This is a genomic window from Veillonella orientalis, from assembly GCF_018406505.1.
GTDB classification, from domain to species: Bacteria; Bacillota; Negativicutes; order Veillonellales; family Veillonellaceae; genus Veillonella; species Veillonella nakazawae.
On the sequence record NZ_AP022322.1, the window covers coordinates 408,687 to 432,193 of the forward strand.

At 37.5% G+C, this 23,507-nt stretch carries 24 protein-coding genes and 3 tRNA genes; 24 read left to right on the forward strand and 3 right to left on the reverse strand.

The genetic code is table 11. From position 1 onward, the window contains the following. The 4 genes from menB (at position 1) to VEIS1202513_RS01785 (ending at position 3,915) form a co-directional block, all read left to right on the forward strand. Entirely contained in the window at positions 1 to 843 is an 843-nt protein-coding gene (gene menB, locus VEIS1202513_RS01770) for a 1,4-dihydroxy-2-naphthoyl-CoA synthase (RefSeq protein ID WP_005387880.1), read from the forward strand. Positions 844 to 996: 153 nt separating this feature from the next. Then, positions 997 to 2,382, forward strand: a complete 1,386-nt coding sequence (gene menE / locus VEIS1202513_RS01775) for an o-succinylbenzoate--CoA ligase (RefSeq protein ID WP_213467680.1) — start codon at positions 997 to 999, stop codon at positions 2,380 to 2,382. Positions 2,383 to 2,389: 7 nt separating this feature from the next. Beyond that, positions 2,390 to 3,541: an o-succinylbenzoate synthase gene (menC, locus tag VEIS1202513_RS01780; RefSeq protein WP_213467681.1), complete on the forward strand. Its 1,152-nt coding sequence runs from the start codon at positions 2,390 to 2,392 to the stop codon at positions 3,539 to 3,541. Further along, the gene (locus VEIS1202513_RS01785) at positions 3,538 to 3,915 is read left to right on the forward strand and encodes a PaaI family thioesterase (RefSeq protein ID WP_213467682.1); all 378 of its coding nucleotides are present in this window, start codon (positions 3,538 to 3,540) and stop codon (positions 3,913 to 3,915) included. Before menC ends, VEIS1202513_RS01785 begins: the two co-directional genes overlap by 4 nt. Before the next feature lie 95 nt (positions 3,916 to 4,010). Here the strand turns inward: VEIS1202513_RS01785 and VEIS1202513_RS01790 are convergent, their stop codons facing one another. Then, positions 4,011 to 4,628 (reverse strand): hypothetical protein, encoded by a 618-nt coding sequence (locus VEIS1202513_RS01790; RefSeq protein ID WP_024064969.1) that lies wholly within the window; start codon positions 4,626 to 4,628, stop codon positions 4,011 to 4,013. A gap of 258 nt (positions 4,629 to 4,886) precedes the next feature. Between VEIS1202513_RS01790 and VEIS1202513_RS01795 the strand changes: the two genes are divergently transcribed. From VEIS1202513_RS01795 to VEIS1202513_RS01820, 6 genes are all read left to right on the forward strand, one after another. Beyond that, entirely contained in the window at positions 4,887 to 6,101 is a 1,215-nt protein-coding gene (locus tag VEIS1202513_RS01795) for an inverse autotransporter beta domain-containing protein (protein ID WP_213467683.1), read from the forward strand. A gap of 309 nt (positions 6,102 to 6,410) precedes the next feature. Next, positions 6,411 to 6,486: transfer RNA gene (locus tag VEIS1202513_RS01800), tRNA-Asp, on the forward strand. Between the two features lie 20 nt (positions 6,487 to 6,506). Beyond that, a tRNA-Phe gene (locus VEIS1202513_RS01805) sits at positions 6,507 to 6,582 on the forward strand. Positions 6,583 to 6,594: 12 nt separating this feature from the next. Beyond that, positions 6,595 to 6,680: transfer RNA gene (locus VEIS1202513_RS01810), tRNA-Leu, on the forward strand. A gap of 78 nt (positions 6,681 to 6,758) precedes the next feature. After that, entirely contained in the window at positions 6,759 to 8,207 is a 1,449-nt protein-coding gene (locus tag VEIS1202513_RS01815) for a hypothetical protein (protein WP_213467684.1), read from the forward strand. A gap of 132 nt (positions 8,208 to 8,339) precedes the next feature. Beyond that, on the forward strand, positions 8,340 to 8,861 hold the full coding sequence (locus VEIS1202513_RS01820) for a DUF4178 domain-containing protein (RefSeq protein WP_024064431.1): 522 nt from the start codon (positions 8,340 to 8,342) through the stop codon (positions 8,859 to 8,861). Positions 8,862 to 8,914: 53 nt separating this feature from the next. Here VEIS1202513_RS01820 and pgtP read toward each other — a convergent pair whose 3' ends face one another. Further along, positions 8,915 to 10,288, reverse strand: a complete 1,374-nt coding sequence (pgtP, locus tag VEIS1202513_RS01825; RefSeq protein ID WP_156719608.1) for a phosphoglycerate transporter PgtP — start codon at positions 10,286 to 10,288, stop codon at positions 8,915 to 8,917. A 306-nt stretch (positions 10,289 to 10,594) separates the two neighbouring features. Between pgtP and VEIS1202513_RS01830 the strand changes: the two genes are divergently transcribed. From VEIS1202513_RS01830 to VEIS1202513_RS01865, 8 genes are all read left to right on the forward strand, one after another. Continuing rightward, positions 10,595 to 11,485 carry a phosphate ABC transporter substrate-binding protein gene (locus VEIS1202513_RS01830; protein WP_024064152.1) on the forward strand — a complete coding sequence of 297 codons (891 nt, stop codon included), beginning with the start codon at positions 10,595 to 10,597 and terminating at the stop codon, positions 11,483 to 11,485. Positions 11,486 to 11,527: 42 nt separating this feature from the next. Further along, positions 11,528 to 12,424, forward strand: a complete 897-nt coding sequence (pstC, locus tag VEIS1202513_RS01835) for a phosphate ABC transporter permease subunit PstC (protein ID WP_213467685.1) — start codon at positions 11,528 to 11,530, stop codon at positions 12,422 to 12,424. Further along, positions 12,411 to 13,229, forward strand: coding sequence for a PstA family ABC transporter permease (locus tag VEIS1202513_RS01840; RefSeq protein WP_213467686.1), 819 nt, complete (start codon positions 12,411 to 12,413; stop codon positions 13,227 to 13,229). The genes pstC and VEIS1202513_RS01840 overlap by 14 nt, the downstream gene beginning before the upstream one ends. Beyond that, positions 13,229 to 13,972 carry a phosphate ABC transporter ATP-binding protein gene (locus tag VEIS1202513_RS01845; RefSeq protein WP_213467687.1) on the forward strand — a complete coding sequence of 248 codons (744 nt, stop codon included), beginning with the start codon at positions 13,229 to 13,231 and terminating at the stop codon, positions 13,970 to 13,972. Before VEIS1202513_RS01840 ends, VEIS1202513_RS01845 begins: the two co-directional genes overlap by 1 nt. A gap of 382 nt (positions 13,973 to 14,354) precedes the next feature. Further along, on the forward strand, positions 14,355 to 14,576 hold the full coding sequence (gene relB / locus VEIS1202513_RS01850) for a type II toxin-antitoxin system RelB family antitoxin (RefSeq protein ID WP_009352129.1): 222 nt from the start codon (positions 14,355 to 14,357) through the stop codon (positions 14,574 to 14,576). Next, positions 14,566 to 14,832, forward strand: a complete 267-nt coding sequence (locus tag VEIS1202513_RS01855) for a type II toxin-antitoxin system RelE family toxin (protein ID WP_024064148.1) — start codon at positions 14,566 to 14,568, stop codon at positions 14,830 to 14,832. Before relB ends, VEIS1202513_RS01855 begins: the two co-directional genes overlap by 11 nt. 10 nt (positions 14,833 to 14,842) lie before the next feature. Then, positions 14,843 to 15,055, forward strand: coding sequence for a hypothetical protein (locus tag VEIS1202513_RS01860; protein ID WP_024064147.1), 213 nt, complete (start codon positions 14,843 to 14,845; stop codon positions 15,053 to 15,055). A gap of 66 nt (positions 15,056 to 15,121) precedes the next feature. Then, positions 15,122 to 16,207, forward strand: a complete 1,086-nt coding sequence (locus tag VEIS1202513_RS01865; protein WP_024064146.1) for a hypothetical protein — start codon at positions 15,122 to 15,124, stop codon at positions 16,205 to 16,207. A gap of 93 nt (positions 16,208 to 16,300) precedes the next feature. On the opposite strand, the gene VEIS1202513_RS01870 is transcribed toward VEIS1202513_RS01865, so the two are convergent. Then, positions 16,301 to 17,092: a carbon-nitrogen family hydrolase gene (locus tag VEIS1202513_RS01870; RefSeq protein ID WP_213467688.1), complete on the reverse strand. Its 792-nt coding sequence runs from the start codon at positions 17,090 to 17,092 to the stop codon at positions 16,301 to 16,303. Positions 17,093 to 17,332: 240 nt separating this feature from the next. On the opposite strand from VEIS1202513_RS01870, the gene VEIS1202513_RS01875 reads away from it, so the two are divergent. From VEIS1202513_RS01875 to VEIS1202513_RS01900, 6 genes are all read left to right on the forward strand, one after another. Further along, positions 17,333 to 18,136: a polysaccharide deacetylase family protein gene (locus VEIS1202513_RS01875; RefSeq protein WP_213467689.1), complete on the forward strand. Its 804-nt coding sequence runs from the start codon at positions 17,333 to 17,335 to the stop codon at positions 18,134 to 18,136. An 11-nt stretch (positions 18,137 to 18,147) separates the two neighbouring features. After that, positions 18,148 to 19,086 (forward strand): phosphodiester glycosidase family protein, encoded by a 939-nt coding sequence (locus VEIS1202513_RS01880; RefSeq protein ID WP_213467690.1) that lies wholly within the window; start codon positions 18,148 to 18,150, stop codon positions 19,084 to 19,086. An 8-nt stretch (positions 19,087 to 19,094) separates the two neighbouring features. Continuing rightward, positions 19,095 to 20,036, forward strand: a complete 942-nt coding sequence (locus VEIS1202513_RS01885) for a hypothetical protein (RefSeq protein ID WP_213467691.1) — start codon at positions 19,095 to 19,097, stop codon at positions 20,034 to 20,036. Positions 20,037 to 20,105: 69 nt separating this feature from the next. Next, the gene (locus VEIS1202513_RS01890; protein WP_213467692.1) at positions 20,106 to 21,278 is read left to right on the forward strand and encodes a glycosyltransferase family 9 protein; all 1,173 of its coding nucleotides are present in this window, start codon (positions 20,106 to 20,108) and stop codon (positions 21,276 to 21,278) included. Next, positions 21,265 to 21,591, forward strand: a complete 327-nt coding sequence (locus VEIS1202513_RS01895) for a hypothetical protein (RefSeq protein WP_213467693.1) — start codon at positions 21,265 to 21,267, stop codon at positions 21,589 to 21,591. The genes VEIS1202513_RS01890 and VEIS1202513_RS01895 overlap by 14 nt, the downstream gene beginning before the upstream one ends. Before the next feature lie 529 nt (positions 21,592 to 22,120). Continuing rightward, positions 22,121 to 23,473: a pyruvate carboxylase subunit B gene (locus VEIS1202513_RS01900; protein WP_156719618.1), complete on the forward strand. Its 1,353-nt coding sequence runs from the start codon at positions 22,121 to 22,123 to the stop codon at positions 23,471 to 23,473. The last annotated feature ends 34 nt before the right edge of the window (positions 23,474 to 23,507 follow it).

The window sequence follows — 23,507 nt, forward strand, 5'->3', positions numbered from 1 at the left end:
ATGAGCAAATTTGATTGGAAAGTATTGGATCGTAATTATGAAGATGTAATTTACGAAACATATAATGGCATTGCAAAGATTACTATTAATCGCCCACAGGTACGTAACGCGTTCCGTCCTAAAACTGTTATGGAGTTAATCGATGCTTTCACAGTAGCTCGTGAAGATAACGAAGTAGGCGTAATTGTATTGACTGGTGCAAACCACGGTCAAGGTGAAGATAAAGAAGCATTCTGCTCCGGTGGTGACCAAAGCGTACGCGGTCATGGGGGTTATGTAGGTGAAGATAATGTGCCTCGCTTAAATGTTCTTGATTTGCAACGTTTGATTCGCGTTATCCCAAAACCTGTTATCGCTATGGTTAACGGTTTTGCTATTGGTGGCGGTCATGTATTGCACATCGTATGTGACCTTACCATCGCTTCTGAAAATGCCAAATTTGGCCAAACTGGTCCTCGCGTAGGTTCCTTCGACGCTGGTTATGGTGCAGGTTACTTGGCTCGCATGATCGGTCATAAACGCGCTCGCGAGGTATGGTTCCTTTGCCGTCAATACACAGCTGCTCAAGCCTATGAAATGGGCATGGTTAACTGTGTTGTACCATTCGACAAATTGGAAGAAGAAACAGTTCAATGGTGTAACGAAATACTTGAATTGTCCCCAATGGCATTGCGTATGTTGAAAGGTGCATTCAACGCCGATACTGATGGTCTTGCAGGCTTACAACAATTCGCAGGTGACGCTACATTGATGTACTACACAATCGATGAAGCAAAAGAAGGCCGTGATGCGTTCAAAGAAAAACGTAAACCGAACTTCAAACAATTCCCTAAATTCCCTTAATTGTAATAATAGTTCTAGTCTATTACTAAATGTGGGATTCATTGTACAAACGACAAGTGCGCCTCTATATGAGGCGCCTTTCTTGTAATGTCTGTGATTATTAATCATTAATCATAAATCATAAGGCATTATCTTTGGATACGAGGTGAGACGATGGAATGGTTACGGTATGGTGCACAGCACTATCCTAATCGCATATGTATAAATGAATATACTTATAAGGATATTTATGGTGGAGTAGTCCATGTAGCTCGTAAATTAGTGCCTTTAAAAACCTCTCGTGTGGCTATTTTATCGGACAACTCTGTGATTATGGCAATCTATGTGTTGGCTGCTATGCTAGCTCATAAAGAGGTACTATTACTTAATGTACATCTTAAGCCTAATGAGATAGAAAACCAATTGAAACAATTAGGTGTTACCACCGTTTTACATAGTCAAGATCGACGGAATCAACTGCCTGATTCAATGTGTGTTATTGAGTTTGAACCTCTAGAAACTATTCTATCTGACCGAGTTTTAGAAGATATCTTTGATTGGACATTTAATGATACAGACATTGCTGCTATTATGAACACTAGCGCTACAACAGGTCAGTTTAAATCAGTACCCCTTCGATGGGGGCAAATTAGAGCTCATGTACAAGCGTCTCAAGAGGTGTTAGGTAAAACCGAACAAGATAATTGGCTTATGGTATTGCCCTTGTTCCATGTCAGTGGATTATCTATCTTGATGCGATCCCTTTATAATGGAACGGCTATCACTATATTGCCTAAATACGATGAGGCAAAGGTTTTAGAACTCATTGAAACCGAGAAAATCAATATGATGTCTCTGGTACCCACAATTTTGACTCAATTAGAACCGAAGATTACACATCATACATTACGTGTTATTTTGCTAGGTGGCGAGTTTATTCCTATGGCTCTCATCGATGCTTGTGAAAAGAAATCCTTACCTATTTACAAGACCTATGGCATGACGGAAACCTTTAGTCAAAGTGTGACCTTCTCTGTATTGGATTACCCTCCTAAACGAGATTCCGTAGGCAGACCATTACCAGGGATGCAGGTTCGCATTGATAATCCTGATGCGGATGGAGTAGGGGAAATCCATTTGACAGGTCCCATGGTTATGACTGGGTATATCGGCAAGGAGCCTATTGATGGCGATCTTAATACAGACGATATTGGTTCTGTTGATGAAGATGGATTTGTATATATTCTGAATCGCCGCAAAGATCTTATCATATCTGGTGGAGAAAACATTTATCCTAAAGAGTTAGAGGATTTAGTCTATACATTGCCATCAGTCAAGGAATGTGCCGTTGTACCTGTACCTGATCCTAAATGGGGACAAGTACCAGCACTCTTTGTGGCTTTTCACGATGGTGAAAGCATGACGTCTGATGAGATTTTATCCTTTATGACTAATTCTTTGGCGAAGTATAAAATTCCAAAATATGTAAAAATTTTACCTGCATTGCCTCGTAATGGCACAGGTAAAATTGTGCGTAATGAACTGCGTTTAGAAGATTGAGGCGCCTATGAATGATATTTTAAACTTTAAAAGTATAACTACATATCGCCTTAAATTGCCGCTACAGTTTAACTTTAAAAATGCCAAAGGTGAAGTAAAAGAACGAGAAACGATCGTCATTCGCATCGAGGATCAATTAGGTTATGTCGGTTATGGGGAATGTGTGGCTTTCACAGATCCATTCTATACGGCGGAAACTGTAGATACATGTTGGAAAAAATTGGTGGATGATTATATATTTAATCTCCGCTTGATGCGGCCTAAACCGCTTATGACCTATGTACGGCAGCTGCAATTTTGGCTAAATCGAGATCATATGCCTATGACCATTGCTGCTGTAGAAAATGCCCTTATCAATCTTCATTGTGAAAGACTTGGTGTGAACTCCGTTTCCTATATTATGGGACGACCTTTACAAGATACCATTGAAAGTGGCGTTGTTATCGGTGATGTACCGATGAATCAATTGTTAGAACGGGTAGAAGGACATGTTGCAAACGGTTGTAAGCGCATCAAGTTAAAGGTGAATCCTACAGACGGCTACGAACGGACAGCCTTAGTACGTAAGCATTACCCCAATTTAGTCTTGGCAGCTGATGCTAATCAAAGCTATTCTTATGATAATATTGATAAGATTCGTCAATTTAACAATTTGAAGTTAGCTTGTATAGAAGAGCCTTTTGCTATAACAACGCTTCAATCCTATAAGGAGTGGAAGTGGGATTGCCTTAATAACGATGATTGGCATATTGAAACGCCTATCTGTTTAGATGAATCCATATTGGGCTATGACGACTTATCCTATGCTATTGAGTATGGACTGATTGACGTACTCAACATAAAAGTAGGCCGCATGGGTGGTCTCGTACCTACTAAGGCAGCTATTAATCTTTGTAGAGAATGCCATATTCCGTATTGGGTGGGTAGCATGGTAGAGTCGGGCATTTCTAAAATGATGCACGTTCAACTAGCGGCTCTAGGTGATTCCTATATGGCAGGAGACCTATCTGATTCTAATAGATATTTTGAACGAGATCTCATCTATCCAGATTTAACCTTTAAGGATGGCGTTATGCACGTTCCTGATGGGGATGGACTAGGTGTAACCGTCTTTGATGATAGATTAGAAGCATATTGTGTGGAGAAACGAACACTATGAATTTAATAGAATCCTTACAAATTGAAGCACCTTGTATGACGAGCGATACTACATGTATTGCGAAAATGAATCTAGGCGACTTTCACAAGCAACCGCAAGGTTACCTAAATGGGGGAGCCACCTTGGCATTTGCTGAAATCATTTCTGGCATGATGAGTAACGAACTCATTGGACCAGATAAATTTGGCGTAGGTCAATCCGTTACGGCCAACCACTTGCGCCCTGTACGATGTGAAGGAGCCTTAACAGCTCATGGCACATTACTAGTAAAAGGGAAAACGTCCCATGTGTGGCGCTTTGATATGCTAGACGATGCAGAGCGACTTATTTCCCAAGTAACCGTAACACTAGCTATTGTGGACTTTGATCGGTAATAGATAACAAGTAATATAAAATGATAAAAGGACAGTATATACTATTTCAGTATGTACTGTCCTTTTGGGGTTTTGTATGTTTTAATGATTACGTTTTATTTACGAGTCACTGTATATAAGTCTTCCATATCTGGAATATCGTAAATAACCCATGTGCCATCACCTAAGTGACGCATCAAAACACGTATATCTTTTGTCATATTTCTTTTGTTGTTTTGGATTGTTACTGTTACGGTAGCTGTATCTCCATCGTCTTCAGATTTGATATTTTTAACCTCTACATCATGCGCTTTGAAGAGACGGCCATCCACAAGACGATCGACCATGGACATGTTGTCATCACTTTGAGCCGTATTATTAGTGTCTGTTGTAGTTGGCTGAGATTTAAAGCTATCTGGATCTTCGATATATTTTCGCATCACATCTTCAATTAAAGATGGACCAAATGTTTTAGCTGCTGCAATAGTAGCTTTGCCAAATGGATTGGATGTATCTATATATTTATTGCCTTCCCGTTCTAATATATTTTTTACGATAGATTTCGTATCTATATGACGTAAAGCTTCATCTGCATCTTTATCTTGTACTGCTTGATGGATAATTTTTAGCGTATAAGCTGGTGTGTGGGGAATGTACCACATGAAATACCACGCTGCTGCTAAGGCGCCAACAATAGCAATAATTAAGATGGTTATAAGTGATTTTGATTTCATTGTATTGCTCCAAAGTATTCTATATTACATTCTTATTATTTATATAATATATATTTATTTTATCATAGTCAAAGGTCCTTCACTATAATTATTAATTAGTGATACTTAAAATAATAGAACTTTCAAATATATGTACTAATAGACTATAAAGAATATATATGCTGTAAAGTGGATAAGATATATTATTGCTTTAGCTGGTTAAAGAATATATAATAAAAGTATCTTTCATGAAATTTTCATATAAAAGAGGGGTAGATTATGGTTAGTAAAAGGGTTATTATCAAATCTTTAGTATGCACGGCATTGACTTGTAGCTTTGCTACATACGCATTAGCAGCAGATAAAGATAATGGGGAAACAGTTCAATCAAGCTGGATGGATCGTACGGATATAGGTATTGGTTTCAAAGGGACTCAGGAAGATTCTTATCATGATTATGCAATGCCTAATAAACAAATGACCGATAATAATCTAAGCTATGATTCACGATTTCATTACCGGAATCATAACTCTAAGCAGAAAATGAACTCAAAGTATTTTATAGAAACATTACAACCCATAAAACAATATGGTAAAGATGGAAAATCCGTGGTGTTTGTACAAGGTCGCTTAGATGGTAATGGTGGCGAAAAAGTTTCCACTACTACATATTGGAATGGGTCGGACGCAGATTTTGGAAGAATTGTCGGTCAAGATACTTATATTGATAAAGGTGAAGTAGTAGAACATGATACGCTTGGTGTTGTCGGTACTGCTGGTGTTGGCTATCGTCGCCTTAGTACACATGAGCATGCCTACGTCGGTGCCAATGTATTCTATGACTATGCTTTTAAGAATAAATTTTCTCGTGTTAGTGCAGGCTTAGGATATGTAGCTGGTCTAAATACGATTAGTGTCAATGTATACCATGGACTATCAGAAAAAAAGGTGGGGCCTTATGACATTAACACACCTTTGCGTCAAGTACCACGGGCAATAGATTTTCATGATAGCTTAAGTTCACCACCTGATGGTATTCGAAGAACACCTCGATATTCTTATGAACATGTATTGGATGGCTTTGATATACGGTATACACGATATTATAAGAATGCCCGTTGGCTATCTAGTTATTTGGAAGGATATCATTGGAAAACAAAAGCACCAGGAGAACATCCAGCAGAGATGTTCTATATTGACCAACATAAGTGGCAATCCATACATGGGCTAAAGGTAGGCGCTAAAATGAATGTGACGCCTCATATCTCTGTAGATTTAGGAATTGGTAAAAGCAATATTAGTTCTGTAGAACCTTATGTATCTGTTATGTATACTTTAGGTAAGTCTAGATATGCGTACTTTGGTGGTAAACATAGTGAAAATGTGATGACTTCGGCACGTTCTAAGATGTTTGATAAGGTTAAACGCAGTGATATGAAGGTTGAGTATTACTGGGAACAAGACTTGCGTGACGGTCCTTGGGATCATTTATAATTAGTATCATATCTGTAGAAATACTATATAATAATTAATTTAGTATAGTTATATTTGAATTGGCACCTAAAGTTCCCTTGTAGAATTTTAGGTGCCAATTTTATTTCTGTAATTTGGGGATATAATCTGGAGTATATTGAAGTATACTAAAGTATACTGAATATAAATGGCTATTATATACGATTTTTGATGTATAATTCTTATTTCTATATATTTTGGAGAAATTCATCAAAAAATTAGAAAAAAGTACTTGCATTATATTAGTGGCTCATGTTAATATATACGAGTAGTCAACGAGAGTTGATACGCGGCCCCGTGGTGTAGCGGTTAACATGTCGCCCTGTCACGGCGAAGATCGTCAGTTCAAATCTGATCGGGGTCGCCATTTTTTTTTACAAAAAACGTGCCTCGGTAGCTCAGTTGGTAGAGCAACGGACTGAAAATCCGTGTGTCGACAGTTCGATTCTGTCCTGAGGCACCATTTGTATTCCATGCGGTTGTGGTGGAATGGCAGACACGCCATCTTGAGGGGGTGGTGAGCGTACGCTCGTGAGGGTTCAAGTCCCTCCAACCGCACCAAAATATAAGGACCTACAGTTTACTGTAGGTCCTTTTTGCTATAACATATAAAGTTGTAGGTGTATATAGGAGAGAGAAATGAATAAGAAATATTTTGTACTAATGCTGCTTTCACTAGCAATATCTAGTCAGTTTAGTTTAGCTGCAACAGTGGATGGGATAAACCAAAATACTAGTGCTGAACTGAAAAATAATACAAAGTCAAAACAGTCTGTACAAACTAAAGCCCCTGTGAAATTAGATTTTGTTGAGATTATTCCTGGTGCATTTAAAGCTGTTATAAGGGATAAATCTATAAATCCAAAAAAGCTTTCGATTGAAGATGAAATTACATTAGAACGGAAGGAGAAGGAGCACGCTTCTCAGCGATTAAAAATATCAGAAAAATCTGATTTTGGTAGTGAATACAAAACGTTTGATCCACTTTATAATGATAAGGATGAACAAGCACTAAAAGAAATTAAAAACTATAATACTGAAGCAACACGTAATCAAGGTTATTTTATTGGTGGTCGAGATAAACCTTTACGCATCGTGAGCCCATATATGAAAAAGATTGGTCAAGGAGAGATTAAGCTAACAAATCCCATTAATACTAAAGATTATAGGACGCGTGCTGAGCGGGATAAAGCAAATGAAAAGGCAATTCGAGAGTATTTAGATAAAAATAAAGGTCATGATTTATTTACAGTTCGTTCTAAACGGGAAATAAAAGAGTCACTAGAGAGCCTTTTGAAACCTATAGAATTAATTGAGTATCCTATCAATAATCCTAAAGATTATAAAATGATGCCTATGATTCCTGGTTTCCCAAAGAAAATACCTGGTTTTGCAAAAAATATTCATATGCATAGTAATCCAAGTTTTTTTCAAGGTAGGGCTTACGTACAACTTACATTTGGAGGCACACCGGAACAATTAAAGCCATATATTGATGAAGCACGTTCTAACTCTAAAGTGGTTCTTTCAAAATCTGATTTATCCCATGTGTATGTTAAACAATTTATTGATTCGAAGATGGACTATGCAGATTCTCTATCTGCATTAATTCCAAGGTCGATACTGACTGTAAAGAATACAACTGTGCCGATGGGTAAATTTATACAAGAGCGACAAGACCATCCAATTGATAAATCTGTAGATGAAATATATGAGTTGGAAAATCAAGTACTAGCAGAATTCAATAAGGTACAGATTCCAGATGAAGACAATAGTGCAAAGTATAAGAGATATTTTGAAACTCGTAAACGAATACAGGACGCTCAAGATGCATTAAAGCCTAAACAAGATTATGAAAATAAGCATTCCAAAGATAAAGTGTATCCAACTTATACTGAAAAAGAAAATCGAAAGCTTCAGCAACAATATTTGCATAGATTGTCATTTAATGAAGATTCAGTAGAAATACCTGATAATTATGTATTATATGTATTTGATTTTGGTGGCAGTTGGAATCATCCCTATTCTTTAGGCGCTGCAGTCAGCCCAGATAGAAACTATATCATTTATTTCTGCCAACAAGGTTGATTATAAAACAATAAAAGGTAGCAACATATATATTGCTACCTTTTTTGTTATATCCATCTAGGCAGAACTTTATATTATGTGTACAATCATAGTAATTAATAATATATATTGTTTTGGAAATGAGAGTGTTTTATGAAATTTAACTATGGCGATACATTGCGTATCCGAAATGAGTTATATACGATCCTAGGCAAAATTCGTTACATTGATACTCATTGGAGAATTTGGTATAAGTATAAGCTGGTTAAACATAAGAATAATGCTGAGTTTTGGATCAGTTGGAATGAAAAACATGATGTATATCAGTTTACAAAGTTATGTGGCAAAGTAATACCATCTGATATGAACGTAGTTCATCGAAGTTATCAGATGGCAATAGGTACAAGAGGGGATATAGATACAGATATAGATATTGGTGCTTTCTCTCGTTATGAAGAGTATGAAGATGATAATGGCACTCATATACTTACTATTGAAAAACGGGTTCATACGACAGAGTATTCCAAAGGCGTTTATGTTGATAAGGAATATGTGTCTCTTGAAAGCAATGCAGAGATAACTAAGCCTATTCTAGATAAAATGGATACTGTTAAGAAGGTGAGATTCATAGGGCCCATAATTTGGTTTTTGGCAAATTTCTTTAAGAATAAATAAAAGGTAGCAACAATATATGTTGCTACCTTTTGGTTTGCTCTAGAATTTAGTTGTTAGCTGTTTGCTTCAGCTGGTTGTAATTGTTCAAGTTCTGCTTCTTTAGCATCTAATTCTTTTGCGCCAAAGTGTGCAAGTACACAGAATGTAATGCAAAGAACACATGCTACTAATAAGAGGTAGAAACCTGCATTCCAACCAAATTTATCTGCTAAAACACCAAATAGAGTTGTACCAAGGTTGGCACCTACGATGTAACTCATGAAGCCACGAAGACCAACGGCAGAGCCTACAGCGAATGGAGGTACAATATCCATAGTTTGTACAGATGCTAAGAATTGAGGAATGTAGATTAAGCAACCTACGACAGCAGCAAAGAATGTAACCCACAAGAGGGATTCACTTTGCCAATAGCCAAAGATACAGAAGAAGATAATACTTACTGCAATGATTGCTGGTGGCATACGATAACCTTTAAAGAATTTATCGGAAATATAACCTGCAAAAATTGTAGAAGGAATGGCTGCCCATTCAAAGAATAAGAATGCGATGGACATTTCTGCTTTAGAGAAGCCTTTCACTTGTAATAAGTAAATAGGCAACCATGTAAGCATACCGAAACGAATCATGTAAACGAATGTATCAACTAGAGACACATACCAAGCATTTTTATTTTTTAATACATATTGTACAAAAATTTGTCTTGTGCTTAGGTGAGGTGCTTCTGCACTTCTATGTGCTTTATGAGCTGTATCGGCAATGATTTCACTAGTTGGTGGTAAGCCTTCTCGTTCTGGACTTTCTTTAATCAAGAAGCAAATAAGAATAGCTACTACAATTGCAATAATTGCAGGAATGCCATAGCTGCCTAATTGCCAGTGATCAGTAGTGGTGAAGTATAACGCAGCAGCTACGATTGGTGCTACGATACCGCCACCAAGATTATGGGAGATATTCCAAATTGCCCCAAAGCGACCACGTTCTTGTTTTGGATACCATTTAGCAAGTGTGATGAAGGATGGGCCTACACCAAAGCCTTGGAAGAAACCATTAAGAACTACTAATACTAAGAAGAAAGCGAGGCTGTCGGCAAAGCTCATAAAGATATTGATAATTGCACAGCAAATAAGACCGAAAGCCATAAATTTTGCAGGACTTGCTTTGTCAGCAAGACTACTCATGAAGCCTTTACTTAGACCGTAGGCGATAAGCATACCACTAGATAGCAAACCGATTTCCGTTTTGCTCATGTGTAAGATATCTGATAAAAAATGAGTTGATAAGGCAAAGTTGTTACGAACGATATAGTACGCAGCGTAACCAATAAATACACCGGCTAGAGATTGAAATCTATATTTGTAATATAAATTCATAATCATATTCTGTGGAACCGATGGTTTTGCCTCTTTTGGTTGTAGAAATGAAAACATAGTTATTACCTTTCTTTCATAATAACCAAATTCTAGTGCACTGCTAATAGTACCATTTATAGATGATTTATGTAAATGATTAATGCTACTAAATTAAGCGTTAGAATTATAAAATTAATTGATATATGATTATTTTACAGAAAAATGTTATTTATATGTATATAGTAGTCTTAGGATATAGTAACATGTGGTAGAAATACTGCATTCTATAGGTTTTGAAATTTATTGTAATGACGATTTATATTTTGGTATAATTATACTCATGCTGAATAGTTCTTAATTATTGTTATTTTAAGGAGATTGTATATGAAAGGTTTTACTAAACGTGCTATACTCGCTGCTTGTGTTGGTGCAGCCATGCTTATTACTGTAGGTTGTGGGTCTAATCAAAGCTCTCAATCTACTCAACTGACATATAATGGTTCCTCCACATTGGCACCAGTTATTTCTAAAATCGCTACAGATTTTACAGAAAAGAATAAAACTTGGAATCATGCGGATAGCTCTTTGCCAGATAAAGATATTACTATCTATGTATCTTCTGGTGGTTCTGGCACAGGCATTAAAGCGGTTATCGATGGCACTGCGGACTTCGGTTTAGTAGCTCGTGAAGTGAAAGACAGCGAAAAAGCAAAAATCAAAGACTACAATGAAATTAAAGTAGGTATTGATGCCTTAACAATTGCCGTAAATCCTGAAAATCCTTTATATGCTATAAAAGATAATCTTACTAAAGAAGAAATTATTAAAATCTTCTCTGGTGAGTACAAAACTTGGAATCAAGTAGATCCTTCCTTGCCTAATCAAGAAATCATCGTAGTAACACGCGATCTTGGTGGCGGTGCTCATGAAGTGTTCCAACAAAAAATTATGGGTTCTGTAGAGGTGACTAAAGACGCTATTCAAGCTCCATCTATGGGTGCTCTTGTAACTAAAGTTAAAGAAAATCCATATGCTATCGGTTACGCATCGTATGGCATGTTGGGTCAAAATAAAGGCCAAATCGTTGCCTTCAAAGTTAATGGTGTAGCTCCAACAGACGAAACGATTACTGATGGTTCTTACATGATTCAACGTCCACTTCTTATCGTAGGTAAAGGTAATATGGGCGGTGTAGCAGACGCTTTCACAAAATACTTGAAGTCTGAAGAAGGCCGTAAAGTTATTCATAAAATGGGCTTTGTTCCTGTAAACTAATCAGATAGAATAAAAGCAAGGCTACGGCCTTGCTTTTTTCTTATGAAAGGAGAGTCTATGCATTTATCAGATCGTTTTACATCTGGCATAGTACCGATTATGGCGGTATCTGTTCTCGCCTTATATATAGGGCTCGTGCTCTATATGGCGATAGAGGCGTGGCCCGCTTTGATACATATGTCTTGGACGGATATTGTAACCGGTACAGTCTGGAAGCCTATGGCACAAAGTCCTGTATTAGGACTGGCCTATATTATTTCTGCTAGCCTCTATGTATCTCTCTTATCTTTGATATGGGCGTTGCCCTTGGGGATTGGTACCTCTGTAGGTTTGAGTCTAGGTGTATCACCACGTATTCGCCAATTTTGTTTATCTACTATAGATATGATTGCCGGTATACCATCTGTTATTGTTGGTTTTATCGGTCTTATCGTAGTGGTTCCGGCCATTCAATCAATGTTTTCTTTGTCTACCGGTGAGTCTATTTTATCGGCTAGTCTCGTATTAGCCTTTATGATTTTGCCTTATATTGTGACTCACTGTACGGAATCCATCGAAACCTATCGTCAGCGTTATGAAGAAACGGCTTTGGGTCTTGGTATATCGCCGTGGCATACTATGAAAGCTATCGTACTACCTAGTGCTAAAGGTTCGATCATTCTTAGTTCTGTGCTAGCCTTCTCCCGTGCTATGGGAGAGACCATGGCCGTTATGATGGTTGTCGGTAATGCTCCCATATTGCCTAATTTGCTGGGTAAGGCTGAGCCAATTCCATCTCTTATTGCGCTTGAAATGGGTAGTGTAGAGTACAATAGCTTGCATTATAGCGGTTTATATGTAGCAGCTTTAGTATTGCTAATCATTTTGATACTGACTAATGTTCTAGTTTATATGTATTCTTGGAAAACTAGAAAGGACGGTCATCATGAAGTTATCTAATCTTGCATTAGCTACTTGGGCTTATGGCAGTCTAGTCCTAGTTATGGCAATACTTATCGCTGCTTGCGGCTATATTGTGTATCATGGTCTGCCATTAATAACCGTTGATTTCCTCTGGCTCTACCCAGCGGGCATGCCTCTCGGTGTAGAAGGGGGCATATTCCCTGCCATAATCGGTAGTATTTTAGAGGGCTTATTAACGGCTTCTATGGCGGCTATTGTATGTATTCCTTGTGCCCTATACATGGTATATGGCAATATTTCTCGTTGGAAATCAGAATGCTTTTTGTTCACTCTACGCTGTATGTCCGGATTACCATCTGTATTGATTGGCTTGTTTGGTTATAGTGTACTGATTTTATATTTAGGTATCGATAAAAGCTTATTATCTGCGTCGATTACGTTAACGGTAATGGTTATACCTTTTATTACGTTGCGTCTTGTGAAAGTATTCCACGAGTTTCCTTGTGAAACGTATGAGGCGGCTCTCAATATGGGGCTTTCACCAAGTTATATATGGATGCATATGGTCATACCGAGTGCCATGCGCGACGGATTGAGCTCTATAGCCCTTGGAGCGGCCTATGCGATGGGGGCCACTGCACCGATTATGTATACTGGTGCCGTATTATATACTAGGTCTATACCGAATATAACGGATCCATTTATGGCCTTGCCATATCATTTGTACATTTTGGTAAACGAAGGTTATTCAGTAGATTTAGCCTATGCTACAGCCTTTGTATTGATGGTAATATTACTTTGTATTAATATCATTTGTCGCTGGATAGGAGGGCGGTCTTGATGAGCACGATATTAGATATTAAAAATATAGAGGTGTCCATTGGTGAGCATCCTATTTTGCAACACATAACCTTGCCTATTACAGAACATGCTATTACTGCTGTTATTGGGCCGTCTGGTTGTGGTAAAAGTACATTGTTAGCTACGCTTAACGGTAGCTTACAGGCACCGAAAAAAGTCACTAATGGACAAATTATTTACGATGGCCTATCTGTAGAGTCAATGGATCCGCAAATGTTACGTCGCCAAATCGGTCTCATCGGACAACAACCGACCGTATTTCCTGGTACCATTGAAGATAATACGGTATTTGCTCTAAATTATTATAAAGAGTTATCCTCTGCAGACAGAAAGGCTAAAGCGATACAATGTTTAGAGCAGGCTGGATTATATAGCGAAATTAATGGTGACATGAAGCGCTTGGCAAGTTCTTTATCTGGTGGTCAACAACAGCGCCTGTGTATTGCGCGAAGCTTGACCGTAGATCCTCGAGTAATGCTCTTTGATGAGCCGTGCTCTGCCCTTGATATAAAAAACAGCGTGCATATTGAGGCATTGCTAACTGAGTTAAAAGTAAAACAAACGATTGTCATTGTTACGCATAATTTACAACAAGCTAGACGCATTGCAGACTACACTGTCTTTATGAATGATGGCCGAGTTGTAGAGTGGGGCGCTACAGCGCAAATATTCTCTGATCCACAACAAGAATTAACTCGTGATTACTTGGCTTTTGGCGGATAATCTTGAAAAGTTTACATTCATATAAATAAAGATAAAATTTTTATAAACTGTTGACATGTTTCGTTTAAAATTGTATATTATAGGTGACATACTGGCGTGTCGTTAAAGGGACTGTGAGAGAGTTTAGCCAGACTGACATACGATATAGTTCGAGAGTAACTATATACATAAAAAGGCATGCCGCTGAGAGACGAGAGAAGGGTGGTGTGTCTTTTTTGTATGTAAAATACGATGTAGCTTGCTTTTTTACAATCTAATAAGCAATGTAGATTATCAATATTATAAATATAAAATTTTATTAAAATAATAACGCTCAGGAGTTTAAAATATAGACTAAGACCTCCTTATGTAATACAATGTATTACATAAGGAGGTGCTTTATATGGCAAATATTTCAGTCCGTTTAAATGAACAAGAAGAAGAGTTATTTAAAACCTATGCTGAGTTTATGGATGAAACACTTTCTACCCTCTTTAAGAAGGCTTTACTAGAAAAGATTGAAGACGAATTTGATCTTAAGGTAGGTCAAAAAGCATTAGCAGAATACGAGCAAGATCCAGTTACCTATTCTGTAGCGGAAATGCGTGCAAAATATGGCTTATAAACTTGAATTTTCTAAAAGGTTTGACAAGCAATTTTCTAAATTAGATAAATCAATGCAACGCTATCTTTTTAATTGGCTCATAAAAAATATAGATAATGTAGAAAACCCTAGGTACTCAGGCAAATCATTGACGGGGAATAAAACAGGGCTGTGGCGTTATCGCATTGGTAATTATAGAGTCATAGCTGATATTAATGATGATAGATGTATTATTTTAGCGTTAGAAGTGGGTCATCGAAAAGAAATTTACAAATAGAGGATACATTATGAAATACTTACGTCGTGAACTTAATCAAGTGGAAAAAGAATACTTAAAACAATTTGGACAAGACTCGTTGAACCGTGTTGTTCTACACGATCCAGATACGAAGGATAAACAAGAAATACAAGATACGATTGATATTCTAAAAGACGCTATAGCTAAGAACAAACCTCTAGAACAAGTTCCAGAGGATATGTGGCGCCTTATTGAGTTTTAAATTACCTGAGTAGCTATATAACATGTACAGCAACTCTTTTATATGGTTTATTTAATGGAGATATGAATGAAGTTAAAAGGACTTATACTTGTTGTGACCGCATTGGCTGCTAATATAGGAATAACAAATGCTGAGCAGGTATCTACTCCATCTGTAGGAACACCTTTGGGTACTAAGATTACTCAAGTTGATAGAACACAATCTCTAGAGGTTATGCCTTATATGGAAAGTAAAGTAATGGGTGAAACAGAATTATCGTATGCTGTTATGTCTCGTGCTAAAAAAACATTTGATGAACAAATGTTGGAACATCGTGATGCAGAATCACGTATGCATGCATATATTGAGGAACATAATAGCAAAATAAAAAGTGTGCCGCAACGAGACCTTATTAAAAATCCTTATACACGAGAGGAAATTGAAAAACAAATTGTGGATGCTATTAATTTTAGAGAAAGTATTAAGTATCCTATTAATGACAAAGAATATTACAATCATATAGATGTAGACAAAGTGAATGATTTGTCAGGTTTTCCAAAGAAAATACCATCATTTGCTAAGCAGGTTGATATTCATTTAAAACCACCTAAGGCAATTGAAGATGGTCGTTACATCCAAGTTTCTTTCACAGGCAAACCATCAGAACTAAAGCCTTATATTCAAGATGCAGAAAATCACGCTAAGGTTGTTATTACTAAGGGTGAGGCAGAACGTGTTTCTATCAAACCCTACGAAAATGTTAAGACGAATTATAGAAAATATCTGTCTACTATATTGCCAGAAGAATGGATTGAAGTAACGAATACATACAACAATATGTATCAATATAAAGTGGCGTTAAGCAATGAGAATATTAAGCAAAAAGTTGATCATGAACTCGCTAACCAAATGAACAATCAAATGTTTATGGGATTAGAGCAAGATACTAGTCAATTAAGTTCTGATAAAGTGTTATCCAATGATGAAAATAAGGCTTTACAGAAAAAATATTTAGGTTACTATTCCTATAAGGAAGTAAACCGACCATTTGAAGCGGGATATACATTTTACATCTTTAAATTTGATTATTTGTATAACTCATTTACTGTCGCAGGGATGGCCGTTAATCCAGAACAAACTAGAGTAATTTATTTCCTCCATACAGTACAATAAAAATAAAACAAAACAAAACTAAACTAAAGGCACATTGTTAAATGAATACTTTTCCTAATATAAGGAGAAATTCAATAACAATGTGCCTTTATGTTATAGGTTGTAGAGTTCCGGTTTGCGATCTCTAAAGATATTAATTTTGTTGCGAATGTCTTCGACTACAGCGAGGTCGATATCTACGGAAGCAATGCCTTCGTTCGTATCCATTTCGAGTAGGTTCGTGCCCCATGGATCATAGACGGCAGAGTGACCTGTACTTTGAACGCGACCTACTGTGCCACAGCCGTTTACGGCACAGACAAAGAGTTGGTTTTCTATGGCTCGTACTTCATTGAGTACTTGCCAGTGGCGTAGTCGCATCGTAGGCCATTGGGCAGGTACGAATAAGAGTTCAGTGCCTGGTAATGCAGCCATTCTCACTAGCTCAGGAAAACGAATGTCGTAACAGATGACAGTACTGCAAGGTATTTCGTCTAGCTTGAAATGTGTAGTATGAGTACCGCTAGCAAAGTATTTGTCTTCTTTAGCAGGGCTAAAGCCATGCATTTTTGAATATTCACCTACGAGGGTACCTTCACGGTTGTATGCATAAGATGTATTGAATACTAGATCATCTTTCGCTACAGCGACAGAGCCGCCTACGATATTCACGTTGTGCTCTTTTGCAAAGGCGCTGAGCAATGATTTTGTTCTTTCTCCATTTCTGTCGGCAATCGTAATTAAATCATCTGATGGGTGAAAGCCTGTGTTCCAAGTTTCAGGTAAAACAATAATATCAGGATTTTCTGTAAGTGATTGAGTGAGTAACTCTTGAACGCGATTGTAGTTGTATTCTACGTCATTTACGTGAACGTCCATTTGTAAGAGGGTTAAGCGTTTTTTCATGGCAAATCCTTTATCGATTAGAAGCGTATAATTTTTGTGATTTGTATTATAATTAGAATATTAAAGCATTCCATTCTAGATTACAACATAAAGTATCGTTAAAGGTGTTTTAGAGGATATATCTCTTTAGGTTATAAATCATCTATTTTAGCTATACGTATATGGGGTGGAGTTTTTACTATTCTTCATAGAAATGTTATAATATTCTGTATATAATTGTGTTCTGATAGAGGAGGACCTATGAAACGGATTCCGTTAGTAACACTATTGGTTGTGGCCTTAGCAATGCTGGTGGCAGGTTGTGGATTGCTTTCACAAAAAACAGAGCCTACTAGTTCAGCGCCACCAGTAAAAGAAGTTAAGATGGTACATCCATCGGGCATTCCTGTTCTTATGTATCACAAAATTGGTGACGATAAAGATAATGATGCGGTTATTCGTGAGGATTTATTCAGAGAACAAATGAAGTTTCTCAAAGATAATGGTTATAATCCACTAACGATGGATCAACTATATGACTATGTCGTAAATGGTGCAGCAGTACCTGAAAAACCAGTTGTATTAACCTTCGATGACGGATATGCTGATACGTATTCTATCGTATATCCACTTATGAAAGAATATGGTTTTGCAGCTACTGTATTTATCAATCCTGGCGATGTAGGCACTCGGTTAACTTGGGATCAAATTCGTGAAATGCATAAGAATGGTATCACCATTTCTAATCACGGGTTCCAACATATCGAAATGGGACAATTGTCTGAAGCTAAGCAAATAGAAAATATTACGAAGGCTCAAGAAGCTCTTGCAAAAGAAGTAGGTATCAAGGATAATCCTTGGTTCTGCTACCCTTATGGGGATAAAAATGAATTCACCGATGCAGCCACTAAGAAAGCAGGCATTAAAATGAGTATGGCCATGAAATCTGGCTGGGCTCATACAGGTGATAATCCATATAATATTTTGCGTGTTTGGGTAGGTAATGCGGTAGACATTAAGCATTTTGAAGAACGCATTAGCACTGAGCATTTCACTGATTTATAAGGAGAAATACATTGTTCAAAAAGAATTGGGTAAAGTTCATCATTATGGTGTTCTTATTTACCGTTGTGACCTCACCATTCGTGGTGCTCTTTGGACCATTTAATAATGTAAAGCGCGCTGTTATTGGTGCTATATTGCAATCTCGCCATCCTCATTACATTACGTGGCTATTTAATGAAGAAGAACTACAATCTATTTTAGGTACTGTTGGCGTGGTGAAAAGCCAAGATTTATTCAAGTTTAATGCCCGTGAAGACAAGTCTTTGAACCTTGAAAAGATTCAGTCTGCTCGTTATGTAGGCTATATCTTAGAAATTCCAGATCCTCGTCGTATCCAAGTAGGTACTGCGGCTAACATTCAAGAAAAGGGCGATACTACAAGTAATATTGCTAAAATGAATAATGCGGTAGCTGCTATCAACGGCGGTGGTTTCCACGATCCTAATGGTACTGGTACAGGTCGCTTGCCTTATGGCTTTATCTTGCATGATGGAGAATATGTTATCGGTAAGGATGTAGGTCCTGATGAAGCAGTAGACTTCGTAGGTTTCTCTAAATCTGGTAACCTTATTGCTGGTAATTATGATAAAACTCAACTTGGTGATATGAAAGCCATGGAAGGTATTACCTTTGGTCCGCCTCTTATCGTAGATGGTAAGAAGATGATTACTGAAGGTGATGGTGGTTGGGGTGTTGGCCCACGTACTGCTATCGGTCAAAAGAAAGACGGTACAGTATTATTCCTCGTAATTGATGGCCGTCAACCAGGGTACTCTATTGGAGCTACCTTGCGTGATGTGCAAGATATTTTATATGAAAAAGGCTGTTATATTGCAGCGAATTTAGATGGTGGTTCTAGTTCTACCCTATACCTCAATGGTAAAGTAGTAAACAAACCAGCCGATTTGTTAGGGGAACGCATGATCCCAACGGCGTTTATCGTGAAATAGGAGGACACATGAAACCTTTTACGCGTGTACTGAGCGCCTTTGCGGTAGGTATTCTTCTGCAAGGTGGTGTGTACCTATACCTTGATCAATATATGTTTGCACCGACTACAGATTTTAATGTGGCTGGTGCTTCAAAGGATGATACTAAGAACTTTCCTGATGTAAAGGAAGGAACTAAATATGTATCTTATGACCGTCAGTTCATGGCGGTTGTTACTGAAAGCTCTTTAAAAATTTATAAGGCTAATGAAAGCAAGCCTACAACGATTGATTTGAAGGGCCGTTCTATTAGTTACTTCAGCTGGATGCCTGACCGTAACTATGCTATCATGGGTCTGTATGACTCTAGAGAGGTTGTTATGGCCCGTCTAAATGCGGACGATCCTGAACATGAAGTAGATACAAAACTTGAAGATTTGCCTCGTAACAGTAAAATCGTAGATGCTGCATATTCCGAAGCGACAAACGTTGTTTACATGAAGGTAAAGGTTCAAGAAAACGCATATCGCATTTATCGTACTGATGCTAACTATGATACGCGTCGCGTTTATATGCAAGCTACAGATATTGGTCATATCGGCGTATTCTATGATGAAGATAGATTCTTCTATGATAATGTCAAGACTGGGGATATCTTCATGTTTAATGGTATTGAAGGTGGTTGGCGTGTTATCAATCCACCAGGACGATTCCGCTTAATCGGTGTTGATATGGATAAAACTATCTATATTGCTCGTGTTGATGAGGATAACAATGCCTTAACTGTTTACACTGGTAAACTCGGTGTAGGCTTCAAACCAGTTTATAAATATAATCATCCAACAACATTCAATGAATTAACATTGTCTGATGTAAAAACTATCATTAAGGATGGTAGTGACGAAACTACGAAGGTAACAGAAGATGATACATCTTCTAAATCTTCTAGTGATAGCAAAAAGAAATCTTAAGAAAAAGCCTTTATAATGATTCATTATAAAGGCTTTATTCCTATACTAGTTTGTACTAAAAGGATATATATGAATATATTATTTGTACGACTCAGCTACATAGGCGACATACTACATGCTACACCTGCAGCACGCTGGATTAAAGAACACTATCCAGAGTCAAAGCTCCATTGGATTGTAACACCTAGTATGGTAGAACTTTTACAGAACAATCCCTATGTAGATGAAATCATTCCATGGGAACGGGATGAATACGAAGCACATTCTAAAAAACTACATATTCCAACGATGTGGCGCATGTGGTGGGAACTTAGAGATAAGTTGAAACCATATAAATTTGATGTGGCTGTCGATGTACAAGGGCGACTCATAACAGGGCTCGTTTTATTAGCATCAGGTGCACCTATTCGCCTTGGCCTTGGTGGTACAAAAGAACTAAATTGGCTGTTTACAAACTACAAAGCAAAGCCAAGTACGGATCATGTTATCAAACGATATATAGAGGTAGCAGAATTATTGGATACTGCCGTTACAGAGCATAGTGACCTAAATGTATCCAGTGCTGTTTCTGAGGATAATGTAAAACCTTGTATAGCAAATGGGGTAACTGGTAAAAAGCTATACCACATGGACTTTTTTGTGCCATCTGATTTGCATGTTTGGGCAGAAGAACAGTGGAAATCAATTAGTTATGACACATCTTTGGAGCGTAGCAAAGTAGAAAAGCCACTACGCATAGGTCTTGTGTTAGGCACGTCCTGGGCGACGAAAGAGTGGCCTCAAGAGAAATGGTATTCTCTTATTAAATCCCTTCAGTATAGAGCTAATTTTGTTTGTCTAGGTGGTCCAAAGGAGGCTACTCAATACAAACCATTGATGGATTCCTTAACAGCTGATGGCCTTGATAAAATTATGCTAAATATGCTGGGGAAAACCACACTTCAAGAGGTAGGGGCTTTAATTGAAAGTTGCGATGTAGTAGTGACTGCTGATACAGGATCATTACATATTGCATTGGCTTTAAATAAACCAGTAGTAGCATTATTTGGCCCTACGGATCCTAAACTGTGGGGTCCATTAACGGGAAACTTTAAGGTTCTTGTTAATGATGCGTTAGATTGCTTAGGTTGTCGTAAGCGACGTTGTCCTAAGCCCGATCAATATTGTATGTCTGGTATTGACTCAGTACGAGTGAAAAAGGCGATTTTCGAATTGATAGGAGATAAACATGGCAAAGTTTAAAATTCAAAAAGGTTTATCCGATGCGGATATGATGAAAAACTTTAAAGATACTGAAAATTTTGAAGATACTATGCTGGATATGAAACGTTCTGCAAAGAAACCGGTAGTACATCAAAGTCCAAAACAAAAGGAAGATGCATTTTATCGTGAATTCCTTACAGATAAGGTAGAAACATTAATTGGTAAAATGTTGCTCGACATTAAGATGGAATACTTTAAAGAAGGGGAAGGGGACTTCTCTATCCAAGTCAAAAGAGATGGTAAAAATATTGTTCTTGAAACAGCACCTAAAAAGGTAAAACCTGAAAAATAACATGATAAAGAGCATTTAGTAAAAGAATCTACCTATAAAAGGTAGGTTCTTTTGTATATTTATAAAATGTAGAAGTAAGGGGGTTGTTATCAATAAAATTGATAAGGTTATAAGTGTACCGATGATTGTCGAATTACTAGATTTATAAATACCGATATACTATGAAAGCTGATAAATAATAACTAAAAATTATTACGAAATAAATTTTTGTTTCTCATTAAAAAGAGCAATTAATAAGAAGAAGATTTGATTAAAAATACACGTTAAACTCTAGCTTTTTAGCACTTTATTGTGAGTTCCATCACGAAAAAATCATAAAAGAATACATGAAATCATGAGTAAATTGCATAATGTGGTTGTTGACAAAGAATTCTATAAGTAGTCTAATATAAGTATGTCTTAACGATTTGTAGAGTATTTGCCTGTGTGAGCAAGTTCTACAATAATCGTAAAAAAATAGGTATGAGATAGTTGTGTGGTGGATGTATAAAATTACATACACAAAACTATTTCGATTTGGAGGATTAACATGGCTAAAAAATTAAGAATCTGCGAAACCGTTCTTCGTGACGGTCATCAATCTATTTTGGCAACACGCATGCGTTATGAACAAATGGAACCAGTGCTTGGCCTTTTAGATGAAATTGGTTATGAAGCTCTTGAATGTTGGGGCGGCGCTACTTATGATAGCTGTCTTCGTTTCTTGAATGAAGATCCATGGGAACGCCTTCGCAAATTAAAAGCTAATGTAAAAAATACACCACTACAAATGTTACTTCGTGGCCAAAACTTGTTGGGCTACAAACATTACTCTGATGATGTAGTGGAAGCATTCTGTAAAGCTGCTGTAAAAAATGGTATTGACCGTATCCGTATTTTCGACGCATTGAACGACCCTCGTAACATGGAAGCTGCTATTAAATATTCCAAAAAAGCAGGCGCACACGTTCAATCCGCAATGGTATACACTATTTCTCCAGTTCATACAACTGAAAGCTTCTTGAAAGTAGCTGAAACATTGGTAGAAATGGGTACTGATTCCCTTTGTATCAAAGATATGTCCGGTTTGTTAGGACCTGCTGATGCATATGATTTGGTTTCCACATTCAAAAAACGTTTTGGTGAATTGCCAATCGACTTGCACAGCCATTTCACTTGCGGTCTTGCAAGCACTACATACTGGGAAGCTGCTAAAGCTGGCGTAGATATCATCGATACTGCTATCTCTCCATTCGCTCATGCAACTAGCCAACCAGCTACTGAAACTATGATCGAAATGTTCAAAGGTACTGAATGGGATCTTGGTCTTGACCTTGATAAATACATTCCATTAGTTGACCACTTCCGTAAAGTAAAACAACAAATCGCTGAAGAATTCAACTTGAAACCAGCTAGCGATGTAATCCCAGCTGTTCGTCGTTACCAAATTCCTGGCGGTATGTTGTCTAATACTCAAAACCAATTGAACGAAATGGGTATGGGCGATCGCTTCTTCGACGTTATGGATGAAATGCCACGCGTTCGTGAAGACTTGGGTTACCCTCCATTGGTAACTCCAACATCCCAAATCGTTGGTACAATGGCTATGATGAACGTTATGATGGGTGACCGTTACAAAATGGTTCCTAACGAAGTTAAAGACCTTGTACGCGGTAAATATGGTGCGTTGCCTGGTAAAATTTCTGACGAAATTCGTCACACTATCATTGGTGATGAAGAACCTATCACTTGCCGTCCAGCAGATCTTATCGAACCTGAATTGGATGGTTACCGTCAAGATTTAGCTTCCAAAGGCTACAATGGTATCACTGACGAAGACGTATTGACTTACGCTATGTTCCCAGAAGTTGCTATTAACTTCTTCGATGCAAATCGTCGTTAATCCAAATATTAAAAGAGGATTCCTATGGAATCCT